The sequence below is a fragment of the Brevibacillus nigriterrae genome (genome assembly GCF_049846925.1).
Taxonomy (GTDB): Bacteria; Bacillota; Bacilli; order Brevibacillales; family Brevibacillaceae; genus Brevibacillus_H.
In genome coordinates this window covers 230,887-247,583 of the sequence record NZ_JBNCMT010000001.1, presented here as the reverse complement: position 1 = coordinate 247,583, position 16,697 = coordinate 230,887, and the positions used below count along the sequence as shown (strand labels likewise).

At 45.8% G+C, this 16,697-nt stretch carries 14 protein-coding genes; all 14 read left to right on the top strand.

Annotated features, from left to right (window positions below; translation table 11 throughout):
• Nucleotides 1-40: 40 nt before the first annotated feature.
• The 14 genes from ACPW7N_RS01280 (at nucleotide 41) to ACPW7N_RS01215 (ending at nucleotide 16,593) form a co-directional block, all read left to right on the top strand.
• Entirely contained in the window at nucleotides 41-4,357 is a 4,317-nt protein-coding gene (locus ACPW7N_RS01280; protein ID WP_425649172.1) for a PolC-type DNA polymerase III, read from the top strand.
• Between the two features lie 166 nt (nucleotides 4,358-4,523).
• Nucleotides 4,524-4,982 (top strand): ribosome maturation factor RimP, encoded by a 459-nt coding sequence (gene rimP, locus ACPW7N_RS01275; RefSeq protein WP_425649171.1) that lies wholly within the window; start codon nucleotides 4,524-4,526, stop codon nucleotides 4,980-4,982.
• A gap of 99 nt (nucleotides 4,983-5,081) precedes the next feature.
• A complete protein-coding gene (gene nusA, locus ACPW7N_RS01270) occupies nucleotides 5,082-6,173 on the top strand; it encodes a transcription termination factor NusA (protein ID WP_425649170.1) in 1,092 nt (363 codons plus the stop codon).
• Nucleotides 6,170-6,460, top strand: a complete 291-nt coding sequence (gene rnpM, locus ACPW7N_RS01265) for an RNase P modulator RnpM (protein WP_425649169.1) — start codon at nucleotides 6,170-6,172, stop codon at nucleotides 6,458-6,460. Before nusA ends, rnpM begins: the two co-directional genes overlap by 4 nt.
• Nucleotides 6,457-6,765, top strand: a complete 309-nt coding sequence (locus ACPW7N_RS01260) for a YlxQ family RNA-binding protein (protein WP_425649168.1) — start codon at nucleotides 6,457-6,459, stop codon at nucleotides 6,763-6,765. The genes rnpM and ACPW7N_RS01260 overlap by 4 nt, the downstream gene beginning before the upstream one ends.
• Before the next feature lie 11 nt (nucleotides 6,766-6,776).
• Nucleotides 6,777-9,173, top strand: coding sequence for a translation initiation factor IF-2 (gene infB, locus ACPW7N_RS01255; RefSeq protein WP_425649167.1), 2,397 nt, complete (start codon nucleotides 6,777-6,779; stop codon nucleotides 9,171-9,173).
• Nucleotides 9,170-9,451, top strand: coding sequence for a DUF503 domain-containing protein (locus tag ACPW7N_RS01250; protein ID WP_425649166.1), 282 nt, complete (start codon nucleotides 9,170-9,172; stop codon nucleotides 9,449-9,451). The genes infB and ACPW7N_RS01250 overlap by 4 nt, the downstream gene beginning before the upstream one ends.
• A gap of 31 nt (nucleotides 9,452-9,482) precedes the next feature.
• The gene (gene rbfA / locus ACPW7N_RS01245; protein ID WP_425649273.1) at nucleotides 9,483-9,848 is read left to right on the top strand and encodes a 30S ribosome-binding factor RbfA; all 366 of its coding nucleotides are present in this window, start codon (nucleotides 9,483-9,485) and stop codon (nucleotides 9,846-9,848) included.
• Nucleotides 9,841-10,836 (top strand): DHH family phosphoesterase, encoded by a 996-nt coding sequence (locus ACPW7N_RS01240; protein WP_425649165.1) that lies wholly within the window; start codon nucleotides 9,841-9,843, stop codon nucleotides 10,834-10,836. The genes rbfA and ACPW7N_RS01240 overlap by 8 nt, the downstream gene beginning before the upstream one ends.
• Nucleotides 10,829-11,752 (top strand): tRNA pseudouridine(55) synthase TruB, encoded by a 924-nt coding sequence (gene truB / locus ACPW7N_RS01235; protein WP_425649164.1) that lies wholly within the window; start codon nucleotides 10,829-10,831, stop codon nucleotides 11,750-11,752. The genes ACPW7N_RS01240 and truB overlap by 8 nt, the downstream gene beginning before the upstream one ends.
• 12 nt (nucleotides 11,753-11,764) lie before the next feature.
• Entirely contained in the window at nucleotides 11,765-12,706 is a 942-nt protein-coding gene (locus tag ACPW7N_RS01230) for a bifunctional riboflavin kinase/FAD synthetase (RefSeq protein ID WP_425649163.1), read from the top strand.
• A gap of 137 nt (nucleotides 12,707-12,843) precedes the next feature.
• A complete protein-coding gene (gene rpsO / locus ACPW7N_RS01225; protein ID WP_425649162.1) occupies nucleotides 12,844-13,113 on the top strand; it encodes a 30S ribosomal protein S15 in 270 nt (89 codons plus the stop codon).
• 223 nt (nucleotides 13,114-13,336) lie between these two features.
• Nucleotides 13,337-15,460: a polyribonucleotide nucleotidyltransferase gene (locus ACPW7N_RS01220; protein ID WP_425649161.1), complete on the top strand. Its 2,124-nt coding sequence runs from the start codon at nucleotides 13,337-13,339 to the stop codon at nucleotides 15,458-15,460.
• A gap of 167 nt (nucleotides 15,461-15,627) precedes the next feature.
• Nucleotides 15,628-16,593, top strand: a complete 966-nt coding sequence (locus tag ACPW7N_RS01215; RefSeq protein WP_425649160.1) for a polysaccharide deacetylase family protein — start codon at nucleotides 15,628-15,630, stop codon at nucleotides 16,591-16,593.
• Nucleotides 16,594-16,697 lie beyond the last annotated feature (104 nt).

The window sequence follows — 16,697 nt, the reverse complement described above, 5'->3', positions numbered from 1 at the left end:
AGATTCAAAGCCCAAGTTTCGTAATGAGGTGTTTTGGCGAATGGTTGATATACAAGTACAAAAAGAACGATTTGCTTTGTTGTTGAAGCAATTGGATATTCCTGTCGAGTTAGCAGAGAATTTTTTTCGAGATGGGCAAATCAATAAACTGGAGCTGTATAAAGAAAACAAAGAGTGGATCTTCACATTCACCCTGCCTCAGTTGATCCCGGCAACCGTCTATCAGGCATTTTTTAATCGGTTGCGCTCCAGCTTTGCTCACATAGCCAAAGTGGATGCATTCGTACGTTACGATAGTGTGCCACAGACAGAACAAGTAGTGAACGAGTACTGGGAGTATATTTTGACGTTGGCGGAAGAAAAACTGAACTCCCTTGCTACCCAAATGCGTTCTTGCCCTAGGGAAGTAATCGGCGATGCCATCAAAGTATCGATGCCAACCGATATGTCCATTGAACTTGCCAATCGGAAGAAAGCGGATCAGGAACTGCAGGACATGTTCCACAAAGTCACCTTTATCCGACCGAAATTCCAGTTTGTCGCAGAGCAAACGGATGAAAACCTCAAGGCATTTATGGAACAAAGAGAAGAAGAAGAACGTGCTCTCATCCAGGTAGTCATGAGTGCTCAGGCAGAGAAGGAAAAAGAAGCTCAGGATGGCAAAGCAGAAGCGATCACAACCTTGATGATGGGGTACGAGATCAAGGAAGATGCGGTACCAATCCAGGATATCCAGGAAGAAGAGCGACGGATTGTCGTACAGGGTACCGTGTTCAATGTAGAATTAAAAGAATTGAAAAGCGGTCGCCATTTGCTGACGTTCAATCTTACAGATTATACGGATTCGCTTTCGATCAAAATCTTCTCCCGCGACAAAGAAGACGTCAAGCTGCTTGAAGCGGTCAAAGATGGCATGTGGCTGAAAGTCAGAGGAAGCGTGCAGCATGATACATTTATGCGTGAGCTTGTGATGATGGCCAATGACATGAATCAGATTGAACAGGTGGGGAGAAGGGACAAAGCGGAGGAAAAACGTGTAGAACTTCACTGCCACACCCCGATGAGTATGCTCGATGGAGTAGCTTCCCTGAAATCATTGATTTCTACGGCAGCGAAGTGGGGACATAAGGCAATTGCCGTAACCGACCATGGAGTTGTTCAGGCGTTTCCGGAGGCGTATGGAGCGGCCAAGAAAAACAACATCAAATGTATTTTGGGATTAGAAGCCTATGTCATCGATGATGGAGCAGATATTGTCTATAATCTCCTGCCTAACCGAGCCAATGACGTGGTTATCGATGAAAATACCTCTTATGTAGTATTCGATACAGAGACAACCGGTTTGAATGCTGCGGAGAACACGATCATCGAGATAGCCGCTGTCAAAATGCGAGGCAGCGAGATTATCGATAAATGGTCAGAACTGATTGATCCAGGTTTCCCTGTTGGCCCTAAAACAACGGAAATTACAGGCATCACGAACGAGATGTTACAGGGCCAACCATCCCTAGATGTCGTTCTCCGACAGTTTAAGGAGTTCGTGCAGGATTCTATTCTCGTGGCTCACAATGCGGAATTCGACCAAGGCTTCCTGAATGCGTGTGCGAAAAGAATTGGGCTAGAGACCTGGTCTAACCCGTTCTTGGATACATTACCGCTTGCCCGCATGCTGTATAAAGGGATGCGCAATTATCGACTGGGTACACTGGCGAAGCGGTTTAACGTCGACTTGGTCAATGCTCACCGTGCCTTGGACGATACCGTAGCCCTTGCGCAAGTTTTTCAGGTCATGCTGAAGGATATGAAAGAACAGGAGATTAAAAGTCTTTCTCATCTGAATGAGCTAAGCAATCAGCAAGCGGACTACAAGAGTTCACGTCCGTTTCATGCGACCATTCTCGTTCAAAACAAAGAGGGCTTGAAGAACCTTTATAAACTGGTAAGTCGTTCTCACGTAGAAACCTTTTATCGTGTGCCACGTATTCAGCGAAGCCAACTGACGAAATATCGGGAAGGCTTATTGATCGGTACGGCGTGCAAAGAAGGGGAGTTGTTCCAGGCAATCCTGCGTGGGAAGTCTCAGGAGCAGCTTGTTGAAGTTGCCAAATATTACGACTACATTGAACTTCAGCCGATTCAGCACTACAGTCCACTTTTACGTAATGAAAGTGTGAACTCGCTCGATTCAATAAAAGAGTATCACCGCATGCTGATTGACGTAGCCAAGGAGTGCGAAAAACCGGTAGTTGCCACAGGCGACGTTCATTTCCTTAATCCAGAGGACGAAATTTTCCGAGATGTCTTCCTTTTTTCCAAAGGGGATGGAGATACAGGCAACCAACCGCCGCTTTATTTCATGACGACAAATGAAATGCTCGAAGCGTTCAGTTTCTTAGGTGACGAACTGGCAAGAGAAATCGTAGTGACCGCACCGAACCAAATCGCAGACATGATCGAGGATGTCAGTCCAATACCGGATAAGCTGTATACTCCGATTATCGAAGGAGCGGACGATGAGCTACGGGATATGTGCTATGCGAAAGCAAGAAGCATGTACGGAGAAGAGTTGCCCGAAATCGTTGAGAGCCGCTTGGAAAAAGAACTGACAAGTATCATCAAACACGGCTTCGGCGTTATCTATTTGATTTCACAACGCCTCGTGACAAAGTCATTGCGTGACGGTTATCTGGTAGGATCTCGTGGTTCCGTAGGGTCTTCCTTTGTTGCGACGATGTCGGAGATTACCGAGGTAAATCCACTTCCGCCGCATTATCTGTGTCCGAACTGCAAGCATAGTGAGTTTATTATGGATGGTTCCATTGGTTCTGGATTTGACCTGCCTGACAAAGAGTGCCCGCAATGTGGCACGAATTATGCGAAAGACGGTCAGGATATCCCGTTCGAGACGTTCCTGGGCTTTAAAGGGGACAAGGTTCCCGATATCGACTTGAACTTTTCCGGTGACTATCAGCCGAGAGCGCACAAATACACACAGGAACTGTTCGGCGTAGATAATGTGTATCGTGCAGGAACGATTGGTACGGTTGCAGAGAAGACAGCTTACGGGTATGTTCGCAAGTACGCAGAAGAGCGTGGATTGGTGTTGCGTGGAGCTGAGATTGCCCGCCTCGTCAATGGTTGTACTGGTGTGAAAAGAACAACCGGACAGCATCCAGGAGGAATCATCGTAGTGCCGGATTACATGGAAATTGAGGATTTTTGTCCGATCCAGTTCCCGGCTGACGATAATGAATCGGAATGGAGAACAACCCACTTCGACTTCCATTCCATCCATGACAACTTGCTGAAACTCGACATTCTGGGACACGACGATCCGACGGTCATTCGGATGTTGCAGGATTTGACGGGCCTTGATCCGAAGAAAATTCCACTGGATGATCCGAAGACCATGTCTATCTTTAGTACCACAGATGCACTGGCGGTTACCCCTGAACAAATCGGAACCAATATGGGTACGCTAGGGATACCGGAGTTTGGTACCAAGTTCGTTCGTCAGATGCTTGAAGATACCAAGCCGACGACATTTGCCGAGCTGGTGCAAATCTCAGGTCTTTCCCACGGGACGGACGTTTGGCTCAACAATGCTCAAGAGCTGATTCGTAATGGAACGTGCAAGCTTTCTGACGTAATCGGTTGTCGTGACGACATCATGGTGTATCTTATTTACAAAGGATTGGAACCTTCTCGTGCGTTTAAGATCATGGAGTCCGTTCGTAAAGGGAAAGGTGTCAATGAAGAAGATCAGGAAGAGATGCGCAATAACAGTGTCCCTAATTGGTACATTGACTCCTGTCAAAAGATCAAGTACATGTTCCCGAAAGCACACGCAACGGCATACGTCATGATGGCGGTACGTATTGCCTATTTCAAGGTTCATCATCCACTGGAGTTTTATGCGACCTACTTTACCGTTCGTGCTGACGACTTTGACATTCCGTTGATGGCAAAAGGCTCTTCGGCAATCAAAGCGAAGATCAAAGAGATTGAAGAAAAGGGTCACGATGCACAACCAAAAGAAAAGGCGTTATTAACAGTACTGGAGATGGCGCTGGAAATGGTAGAACGCGGTTACAAATTCCTGAATGTCGATTTGTACAAATCGGATTCACAGAAATTCCTCATCGAAGACAACTGTTTGCGTGCACCGTTTAACGCCATGCCGGGACTCGGAACCAATGCGGCGATCAGTTTGGTCAAAGCGAGAGAAGATGGAGAGTTTCTGTCAAAAGAGGATTTGCTTTCCCGCTCCAAAATTTCCAAAACCATTCTCGAATTCCTGGAGGAGCAGGGGGCACTTCAGGGGTTGCCGGAATCCAACCAGCTATCACTATTCTAAAATGCCTGTCTGGCAAAGGAATCTACAGGAACCAAAGGTTGTCAAGGGTAGGTTGTTATGTTATAATTTTTTTGGAAATACTGGTTATACACGCAGATCAAGAGTGGGGAAACCCACTCTTTCTTTCTGGCTTAAACCGGAGTTCGGATTTAAAGGAGGTACTTGCTTGAGCAAAGTAGCGCAAATTGTTACCGAGATGCTGACTCCCATTTTGGATGAGATGAATCTGGAGTTGGTTGACATCGAATTTAAAAAAGAAGGCACGAATTATTTTTTGCGTGTGTTCATAGACAATGAGACAGGCAACATCGACATTGATGACTGCGGTACGGTAAGCGAACGCTTAAGTCAGCGACTGGATGAGGTTGATCCGATTCCGATGGCGTATTTCCTAGAAGTCTCATCACCTGGAGCCGAGCGTCCACTACGCAATGAGCGGGATTTCCGCAAGGCAGTGGGCAAACATGTACATATAACAACCAAGGAACCAATCGGAGGTCATACCACCTTTGAAGGCGAATTAGTTGGATTTGAAGATGAGAAGCTCATGGTGAAAGAAGTCAAACATACCGTTGAAATTTCAATCGACCAGATCGAGACAGCGCGGATGGCGATTGTTTTTTAGATTTTACCTAATAGGTTGAAGAGCGTAACGAACTTTCGCCAAGCAATAAAAGGAGCAATGGAGGCGAGGTTTCGTTCGGAAGGAGGATAAAGCAAAAACATGAACGCCGAGTTTATTGATGCACTAAATGAGATTGAGAAGGAGAAGGGAATTGCCAAGGAGGTTTTGCTTGAAGCAATCGAGGCAGCTTTGATCTCCGGATACAAACGCAACTTTAATTCTGCTCAGAACGTCCGAGTAGATATTAACCGCCACACGGGTCTTGTAAGGGTGTATGCTCGTAAAACCGTTGTGGAAGAAGTACTCGATTCCCGTTTGGAGATTTCTGTAGAGGCTGCTCAGGAAATTGATCCAAACTATCGTCTCGAAGATATCGTAGAAATCGAAGTAACTCCACGTGATTTTGGTCGAATTGCTGCGCAAACTGCCAAGCAGGTAGTAACCCAGCGCATTCGTGAAGCAGAACGCGGACTTATTTATAGCGAATTTATCGAGCGTGAAGAAGATATTGTCAGCGGTGTGATTCAACGTCAGGATGCCCGTTTCTACTACATCGACCTAGGGAAAGTAGAAGCCATCATGCCGATTACAGAAAAAATGCCGACGGATGATTTCAAACCACAGGATCGTATCAAGGCATATATCATTAAAGTCGAAAAAACAACCAAAGGACCACAAATCGTCGTTTCCCGCACTCATCCAGGGCTGTTAAAGCGATTGTTTGAACTGGAGGTTCCCGAAATTTATGACGGTGTAGTGGAAATCAAGTCTGTTGCTCGTGAAGCAGGCGACCGTTCCAAAATCGCTGTTCATTCGGTTAATGAAGACGTTGATCCAGTCGGTGCCTGTGTAGGACCAAAGGGCATGCGTGTTCAAACGATTGTCAACGAATTGAAAGGCGAGAAAATTGACATTGTGCGCTGGTCTGAAGACCCTGCTGAATATGTAGCCAACGCACTGAGCCCATCCAAAGTACTGTATGTGGATGTGAACGTTGCAGAGAAGGTAACACGAGTCATTGTTCCAGACTATCAACTCTCTCTCGCCATTGGTAAACGTGGACAAAACGCACGCCTTGCAGCCAAACTGACTGGTTGGAAAATTGACATCAAGAGTGAGAGCCAGGCGGAACAAGAAGGTATTGAATTTCCTAGAGCAACTGAGGAATCAGCGGACGTTGATGCTCAATGAAACAAAAAAAGGTTCCTTTGCGTAAATGCATCGTCTGCCAACAAATGCTTCCCAAAAAGGAGCTCATTCGAGTCGTTCGGACGCCTGATGAAAACATCATCATAGATTTGACGGGAAAAGCGGCAGGTAGAGGAACGTATGTATGTAGACAAGAAACTTGCATGACACCAGATACATTTGCATCTGGCAAGTGGAAGAAAGTGCTAGAGCGTGCCCTCAACATGACGATCTCACAAGAGCAATACGAGGACTTCCGGCAAAAGTGGTTGGAGCTGATCGGTAATTGAATGGAAAACTCTCTCAATCGTTAGGGCTAGCAATGCGTGCTCGGAAACTGATTACGGGTGAGGAGCTTGTCGTTGCTGCAGTCAGAACGGGCCAAGCAAAACTAGTCATACTGGCATTAGACGCTTCAGCTAATACTGCAAAGAAAATAACAGACAAATGTCATTTTTACCAGGTACCTTGTCATGCGGTAGCTGATCGTTATGAGCTGGGCAGGGCAATTGGTAAAGAATCGCGTGTCGTTGTAGCAGTAACCGATGCCAAGATGGCCGACAACATTCAGCACCTTCTCACACCTAATTCATAAGGGGTGATTCAATGAAGACTCGCGTGTACGAATATGCGAAAACGCATAATATGAGTAGTAAAGAGATCCTTAACTTACTAAAACGATTAAATATTGATGTAGCCAATCACATGAGCGTCATGGATCAGGAGATGATCGACAAGGTCGAACAGCACCTGTCCAAGTTGCGCAGTGGCGGAACTCAAAATAAACCGGCTGAGAAAAAAGAAACAGACACGCGTGGAAATCAACCAGCGGGTAACAAAGTTGCTCAACCGGAGCAACAATCTCGTGATGCAGGCAAAGGCAATACGAAACCCAATCGTCCGGATCAACGCCAGCCTCACCAAAACCAGGGGAAGAATCAGGAGCGAAGAGCAGAAAATATGAGTAATCAACCAAAAGCACCAAATCATTCAAAAGCACCCGTCCAAGAGTCCCAAGGCCAGCAAGAAGAAGTAAAAAAAGACCTGGAGGATTTTGAAGATAAGGTCATTATTCCTGCAAAAGTGGGAACAGAGAAACGCGAAAAAATCAAGAAGAGTCCTGTTGGCAAGAAAACCTTTGAAGATAATAAAAAGAACAGTACTCCTTTCAAAGGAAACAACAAACGCAATGACAACAGAAGACATCAGCATGGTGGACAGCAGCAACAACAACGTCCTGTATTGGAGCCGCCAAGCAAGATCGTCTTCACAGAATCGTTGACTGTTGGTGAGTTGGCGAAAAAGCTTCGCAAAGAACCAGCTGAGATCATCAAAAAGCTGTTCATGCTTGGCATTATGGCTACGATCAACCAGGATCTTGAAAAAGACGCCATCGAATTGATTTGTGCTGAATACAACGTGGAAGTCGAAGAGAAAATCGTTATTGATGAGACCAACTTCGAAACAATCGAAGAAGTTGATGCTGCTGAGGAATTGCAAGAACGTCCTCCGGTAGTAACGATCATGGGTCACGTCGACCACGGAAAAACTACCTTGCTTGACGCCATCCGTTCAACAAATGTTGTTGCTGGAGAAGCAGGCGGAATCACGCAGCACATCGGTGCTTATCAGGTTGAGATCAAAGGCAAGAAGATCTCCTTCCTTGATACGCCAGGTCACGCAGCGTTTACAACCATGCGTGCTCGTGGTGCACAAATTACCGATATCACGATTCTTGTTGTTGCCGCAGATGACGGTGTCATGCCACAAACGGTGGAAGCGATCAGCCATGCGAAAGCAGCGAACGTTCCAATTATCGTAGCAGTAAATAAAATCGATAAACCAGATGCGAACATTGATCGTATCAAGCAAGAGCTTACAGAATACGGTCTCGTTGCAGAAGAGTGGGGCGGCGAAACGATCTTCTGTCCACTTTCAGCGAAACAGCGCATGGGTATCGAAGAATTGCTTGAGTACATCCTTCTCGTAGCAGAAGTACAAGAACTCAAAGCAAATCCGAATAAACGTGCTCGTGGTACTGTAGTTGAGGCTGAGTTGGATAAAGGCCGTGGTCCAGTTGCAACTGTTTTGGTTCAACATGGTACTTTGAAAATCGGTGATCCAATCGTTGTGGGCTCCGCTTTCGGACGCATTCGTGCCATGGTGAATGATAAAGGCCGTCGAATCAAAGAAGCAGCGCCTTCGACACCAGTTGAAATCACTGGCTTGAACGATGTTCCACAAGCAGGCGACCAATTCATGGTATTTGAAGACGAGAAGAAAGCTCGTGCGATTGGTGAAGCTCGTGCGTCCAAGCAACGTGAATCCGATCGTCGTGCCAATACACGCATCTCCTTGGATGACTTGTTCACACACATTCAAGCAGGAGAAATCAAAGAGCTTAACCTCATCATCAAAGGGGACGTACAAGGTTCTGTTGAAGCGCTTCGTGGCTCCCTTGAAAAAATTGATGTAAACGGTACACGCATCAAGATTATTCACACAGGTGCAGGGGCCATTACGGAGTCAGACGTTACACTTGCCAATGCGTCCAACGCCATCTTGATCGGTTTCAACGTTCGTCCTGAACCGAATGCGAAAAATATGGCAGAGCAAGAGAAAATCGACATCCGCTTGCACCGTGTTATCTATAACGTAATTGAAGAGATTGAATCAGCACTCAAAGGTATGCTTGATCCGGTCTTCAAGGAAAAAGTAATCGGTCAGGCTGAAATCCGCCAGGTGTTCAAAGTATCCAAAGTGGGTAATATTGCCGGATGCTATGTAACAGAAGGTAAAATGAGCCGTGATGCTGGTGCTCGCTTGATTCGTGATGGCGTAGTCATTTACGAAGGTAAATTGGACACCTTGAAACGTTTCAAAGATGATGCCAAAGAAGTGGCAACTGGTTATGAGTGCGGTATTACGTTGGATAAATTCAGTGATATTAAAGAAGGCGACGTAGTAGAAGCCTTCATTATGGAGGAAGTCAAAGCACAATGATTGGAGTAATTCACATCGAATTATTCTTACCCGCTCCCGAGAATTTGAAAGAGAAGCGGGCGATTGTGAAGAGTATTATCAGCCGGCTTCGTAACAAGTTTAATGTATCTGTGGCTGAAATGAATTATTTAGATCAATGGCAGCGCACCGAATTGGTGGTCGCTGCCGTTGCTAATGAGATGTCTTTTTTGCAAAAAGAACTATCTTCAGTCGTTCGATTGGTGGAAATGACACCCGGCGTTGAGTTGATTCGTGCGGATACGGAATACTACGAGTAAGGCTGTAATGTGGAGGTGAAGGAATATGAGCATGAATAAAACACGTACCAACCGCATTGGTGAAGAGATAAAAAAAGAGCTCAGCATCCTTTTGCAGCGTGAGATGAAAGACCCTCGAATCGGGTTTGTTACCGTGACAGGTGTAGAAGTTACACCTGACTTGCAGCAAGCCAAAGTATTTGTCAGTGTCTTTGGCAGTGCAGAACAAAAAGAAGCGTCCCTGCGAGGCTTACAAAAGGCGAAAGGGTTCCTGCGGACAGAAATTGCGAAACGCATTAAGCTTCGCCATGCCCCTGACTTGATCTTTAAAATGGATGCGTCCATTGACTATGGCAATAAAATCGAAACCATTTTGCGTGAGATCTCCACAACTGAAGGAGAGATCAAGCATGACTGATTACGTGACATCACTGATGCAGGCAGCGCAGTTTATGCGTAATCATGATCGTTTTCTGGTTATTTCTCACGTAAGTCCAGACGGAGATACGACTGGATCGGCGCTTGCTACTTGCCTGTTGCTTCGTCAACTAGGCAAACAGTACGTGGTTGTCAACGAAGGAGAAACGCCAAAAACCTTTGGCTTTCTCCCTCGTTATGATGAAATTCTCAATTTAGCCAAAGATCAAATTGATGAAACATTTACACACGTTATTGCAGTTGATGCGGCTGATTCCAAGCGAATGGGCAAGGTGCAGCACTTGTTTGCACCTGATGTGCAACTGGTCAATATTGATCATCATCCGACGAATGATTGTTTCGGGACCATTAATGTGATTCGCACGGACGCAGCAGCTACCGCCGAAATCATGTTCGAGCTCTTGGAAGCGGGCGGGTTCACGCTGGATAACGAAATTGCTACATGCATTTATACTGGATTACTAACAGATACGGGCGGATTCCGTTATTCAAATACAACGTCCAATGTCATGCAGATTGCGGCTAAACTACTTACATACGGAGTAAAGCCGGGTGAGATTGCTGAACGTTGCCTCGAATCGATTACCATGCAGCATGTAAACATATTGCGAAGAGCGCTCCAATCACTTACCTTGACACACAATAATCTGGTTGCCTCCATGCGTGTGAGCAATCAGGATATTGTAGAGACAGGTGCTACCAGTGAAGACATGGCAGGACTAGTTAACTACGGGAGAAATATTGAAGGCGTGGAGGTAGGATTGCTCCTGACGGAGACCAAGCCGGGAGTGGTCAAGGTAGGACTCCGTTCACGCAGTCGAATTGATGTAGCTCAAATTGCCAAGAGTGTAGGTGGCGGTGGTCATGCAAGGGCAGCAGGTTGTACCCTGGAAGGCAATATCACAGAAATTGAACAGACCATTCTAGCAAAAATAACGGAAGTTCTTGAGGTGAGCACGAATGAGTGAGAATCATGGCGTGCTCATCTTGCATAAACCGGCGGGTGTTACCTCACATGATTGTGTGGCAAAAGTGCGCAGGCTTTTTCAAACCAAGCGTGTAGGACATACGGGAACGCTTGATCCAGAAGTTACAGGAGTTCTGCCTGTTTGCATTGGCAATGCGACCCGGATCGTAGAGTATTTGCAAGAGCAGCCCAAGAAGTATCAAGTCGTGATGCGTCTTGGATTCTCCACGACAACAGAAGATGCCACTGGTGAGGTCATTCAACAGAAGCCAGTTGATGTGAAAGTGATTACCGAAGACATTCTGCTTACCCTTTTTGAGCGGTTTACAGGGGAAATCGATCAGGTGCCACCCATGTATTCGGCAGTCAAAGTGAATGGACAGCGCTTGTACGATCTTGCCAGACAAGGTGTTGTCGTTGAACGCAAAGCCCGCAAGGTTACAATTTATAATCTGGAATTACATAGTTTTGGAATTGGTGAAGAGGATACGATGTTGGTTTCCTTTTCTTGTCGCTGTTCCAAAGGTACATATATTCGCACACTTTGTGTTGACCTGGGCGAAGCATTGGGTTATCCTGCCCATATGGCGAGTTTGATTCGTACCGAGAGCGGAAGTTTCACAATTGATCAAGCCACTCCGCTTGCAGAGGTAGAACAAATGGCGGTACAAGCTGAAGATTTGTCAAAGCTGCTTGTTCCGATGAGTGAATCTTTGTCCTTTCTTCCCCGGTATGACATCCCTTTATCGAGAAAGTCTGCTGTTCTAAACGGGCTGACAACATCTTTACCTGAATTCTCCGCAGAGGTCGGAAGTCTTGTGCGGCTGTATTCGGGCGATCAGCTTCTCGGTATTCATCTGGTGTGTCAAGGCCCGCACGGACTGTACGCCAAGCCGGAAAAAGTTTTTCAGTCTTGAGGTGAGACTTTCGTGAAAACGATTCGAATAACCTACCCGCTCCCATCAGATATTGATGCAGCCTCCTGCGCATTAGCTATTGGATATTTTGATGGAGTTCATCTGGGTCATCGTCGTGTGATTCAAAAAGCGATCGATGTGGCAAAAGCAAATGGGTGGAAAAGTGCCGTTATGACATTTGACCCGCATCCACGTGAAGTATTGGGTCAGACTGGCTACACACGCTATCTCACACCATTGGAAGATAAACTGGAACAAATGGAGAAAATGGGAGTGGATATTGTCTATGTTATGACATTTGATATTCCGTTTTCCTCCATTTATCCAGAAGATTTCATAAGCGAATGCCTACTTCCGTTGCACGTCAAACATGTGGTTGTAGGGTTTGATTACACGTTTGGATACCGTGGGATGGGAACAGCACTCACATTGCAGCAACACAGTCAAGGCAAGTATGGATTGGATATTGTAGGTCCTGTCAATCGTCTGGGCGAAAAGGTATCGAGCACCATTATTCGAGAATATCTGCATCACGGGGACGTGGAGCAGGTTCGTCATCTGCTTGGCAGACCGTATAAAATTCGTGGTGTCGTCGTTCACGGGGATAAACGTGGACGAACCATCGGATTTCCTACTGCCAACGTTTCTCCGGACAAACCGTATCTGATCGGAAAAAATGGCGTATATGGGGTAAGGCTTACGGTAGATAACAAAACATACAACGGTGTGATGAACATTGGCATCAAGCCAACCTTTGAGCTGGAGAAGAAAGAAAAGTCGCTAGAAGTGCACTTGTTTGATTTTAGCGACATGATTTATGACAAGGAAGTTTCGGTGGAAATTCTCTTTTTTATTCGGGATGAACAAAAGTTTGCGGGTGTTGACGCATTGATTGCACAAATTCAGAAAGACGTTTCCTTTGCTCAGGAAAAGTTTGGACAACTGCGAGAGTAAGTTTTTTGGGCTGAGCCTTTACTTCGTGGATTTGACTGTGCTATAATGCCAATGTTGTCTTTTAACCACAGCTTGGCTGACCGACACTCACCGACGGCAGACTCGGCTGATGGGAATATTGTAGGAGGTGAGAACAGATGGCAATTTCTCAAGAGCGTAAAACTCAATTGATCCAAGATTTCCGTACTCATGATAACGATACTGGTTCTCCTGAAGTACAGATCGCGATTTTGACTGAGAACATCAACAACTTGAACGCACACTTGCGTACACACAAGAAAGACCACCACAGCCGTCGTGGTTTGTTGAAAATGGTAGGTCAACGTCGTAACTTGCAATCTTATTTGAAAGATTTGGACGTTCAACGTTACCGCGTACTGGTTGATAAACTCGGCCTGCGCCGTTAATTGTCTATCATTGGGGAAAAGCGGGGAGTATTCCCGCTTTTTCTACTGTCTACATCAAAGCTTCATCGATTTGTTTCGATAGAAGCTTTTCTTTTACATATTTTTCCAACGCTTTACTGTAGGTACCAGAATCCAGTTTTCTTTGGGGTAAAGCAGGAAATAATACATAGAAGTAGAAAAAAACATGAAGATACATTTGTGATGAAGGAGGACTGCTAGTACTATGGATCAACAATTTCGTACATATGAATTCGATCTAGCAGGCCGAAAATTGACGCTTGAATTCGGTAAAATGGCGAAACAGGCACAAGGATCGGTCTTGGTTCGTTATGGTGATACGGCGGTTCTTTCGGCAGTGACCGTTTCAAAGGAACCGAAACCACTTGATTTCTTTCCACTTACGGTAAACTACGAAGAACGTCTATATGCAGTAGGAAAAATTCCAGGAGGCTTTATTAAGCGTGAAGGACGTCCAAGCGAAAAAGCGATTTTGGCTAGTCGTTTGATTGACCGCCCGATCCGCCCACTTTTTGCCGAAGGATTCCGTAATGATGTACAAGTCGTAAACACGGTTCTTTCTGTTGATCAGGATTGCCCGCCTGAGATTGCAGCAATGATCGGAACTTCTGCTGCGTTGTGTACTTCCGAAATTCCTTTCAATGGTCCGATTGCAGGTGTCATTGTTGGACGGATTGACGGGAAATTTATCATTAACCCAACCACGCAAGAAGCAGAGAAAAGTGATATTCACCTGACAGTTGCAGGTACCCGTGATGCGATCAACATGGTTGAAGCGGGTGCGAACGAGGTGCCTGAAGAGGTAATGCTCGAAGCAATCATGTACGGTCATAGTATCATCCAACAAATCGTTGACTTCCAAAACAAGGTCGTTGCGGAAATCGGCAAACCAAAAATGGAAGTTATCCTGCACGAAGTAAATGCTGAAGTAGATGCTGCCGTTCGTGCGTATGCTGACACTAAATTGCGTGAAGCAGTTCGTATCGAAGAAAAACATGCTCGTGCAGATGCGATTGATGCAATCAAAAAGGAAACACAGGAACACTTCGCTGAAATTTATCCTGACAACGCAGGAGGAATCGGAGAAGTTTTATACAACATCGTGAAAGAGGAAGTTCGCCGCCTGATCACTCATGAAAAAGTGCGCCCGGATGGACGAGCACTAGGCGAAATTCGTCCGATCACGTGTGAAGTAGGAATTTTGTCTCGTACCCACGGTTCTGGTCTGTTCACTCGTGGACAAACGCAAGCGTTAAGCGTGTGTACCCTTGGACCACTCGGAGACGTACAGATTCTCGATGGCCTCGGTCTTGAAGAATCCAAACGCTTCATGCACCATTACAACTTCCCTCCATACAGTGTAGGGGAAGCGCGCCCACTTCGTCCGCCAGGTCGTCGTGAAATCGGTCACGGTGCATTAGGTGAGCGTGCGATTGAGCCAATCATTCCGTCTGAAACAGAATTCCCGTATACCATCCGCTTGGTGTCCGAGGTAATCGAGTCCAACGGTTCTACTTCACAAGCGTCCATTTGTGCAAGTGTACTTGCCTTGATGCAAGCCGGCGTTCCGATCAAGTCACCAGTTGCAGGTATTGCGATGGGTCTGATCATGGACGAGCAAGGGGAGCAATTCTCCATCCTTTCTGACATCCAGGGCATGGAAGATCACCTGGGTGATATGGACTTTAAAGTGGCAGGTACTGCAACCGGCGTAACTGCGCTTCAAATGGATATCAAAATCGAGGGTATTAACCGTGCGATTTTAGAGCAAGCACTGACACAAGCGAAAGAAGGCCGCCTCCATATTCTTGGTAAAATGCTGGAGACCATCTCTGAGCCACGCAAAGAGCTTTCTCCTTATGCACCGAAAATTACGAGCCTCACGATTAATCCGGATAAAATCCGTGATGTTATCGGACCAGGTGGCCGTGTCATTAACAAGATTATTGAAGAGACTGGCGTAAAGATCGATATCGAGCAAGACGGTCGTGTATTCATCGCATCTGTCAGTCAGGAAGCAAACGATCGTGCGAAACAGATCATCGAGGATCTTGTGCGTGAAGTACAAGTCGGACAAATGTACCTCGGTACTGTAAAGCGTGTGGAGAAATACGGTGCGTTCATTGAGTTGTTCGCTGGAAAAGAAGGTCTGTGCCACATTTCTCAGTTAGCGGAAGAACGTGTTGCCAAAACAGAAGACGTTGTAGCTGTTGGTGACAAGATCATGGTCAAAGTTACGGAGATCGATGATCAAGGCCGTGTAAACCTGTCTCGTAAAGCTGTTCTCAAAGAACAACAAGCGACTGCAGAAGCGGCAAAAGCAGAGTAAAATCAAAATCAAATCCAAATCATTTAAGCCAAAAAGCTTTTCTACACGAAGGATTACTTTGTGCGGGCAAGCTTTTTTTCTTCTATCACTTTCTCTTCCAACATAGATTGGACAAAGAGGTATATCTTTCTTGGTGGATGCGGAAAGTAAGATAGAGGTGAATGTAGATGAGTCGGAAAAAAAATCTGTTCTTATTTTTCATAATGGGGAGTTTTTTTGTGTTTTTTTTGACCAACTCAACTCCGGTGCATCAATACATCAGCGTCATGAAGGCAGAATCAGCCAAAGTATCGTCGATGGATGACGACTCCCTTCGAACACAGATAGAAGAATGGAAACAAAAAAATGACGAGGCTCCCATCAGTGCCTATCTCGATCGTATCTGGAAAGCGGTCCCCGGTTATAACGGAAGGATCGTTGAAATAGATGCTTCTCTGGAGAACATGAGATTGAAAGGTATCAAGGCAGAAGAAGGACTTGTCTACAGGGAAATCCAACCTGACAAAAGCCTGGAAGAATTAGGAGCACACCCCACTTACCGGGGAAACCCTAAAAAGCCGGCAGTCAGCTTCATGGTGAATGTAGCGTGGGGAAATGAATACCTGGAGAAAATACTTGCCACGTTAAAGAAACATCAGGTGAAAACGACCTTTTTCCTCGATGGCTCATGGGTCAAGAAGTATCCTGACCTTGCCCGCAAAATAAAAGACGAAGGTCATGAAATCGCCAATCATGCGTATTCGCATCCTGATATGAGCAGGCTTGGTGCAACCCGCATTCGTGAAGAGATTGGTAAAACCCAGAAGGTAATTGAACAAACATTGGGGGTAAGACCGACTCTGTTCGCACCTCCATCGGGTTCTTTCAATAATTCCGTTGTTACGATTGCCTTACGTGAATTCCAGATGCGGACGATCCTCTGGACAGCCGATACCATCGACTGGCAAAAGCCACCGGTTGATCAGATGGTAGCAAGGATTGAGAAGCGTTTAGGCAATGGGGTCCTGGTTTTGATGCACCCGACTGCTCCTTCTGCAGCAGGGCTTGACCAGTTACTGACGCTTGCAAAGAAGCGGGGACTGACGGTTACAACGGTATCAGAAGTGATTTCCAGCAGACGCCTAAGCCCATAACAGAAGAAAGTTTTGTTGTATGGACTGGTGAATTTTGTTATAGTTAGACGTGGTTCAGTAACTATCATTTATTTGTTGAGTATACATATTGATAAGAGAAATGC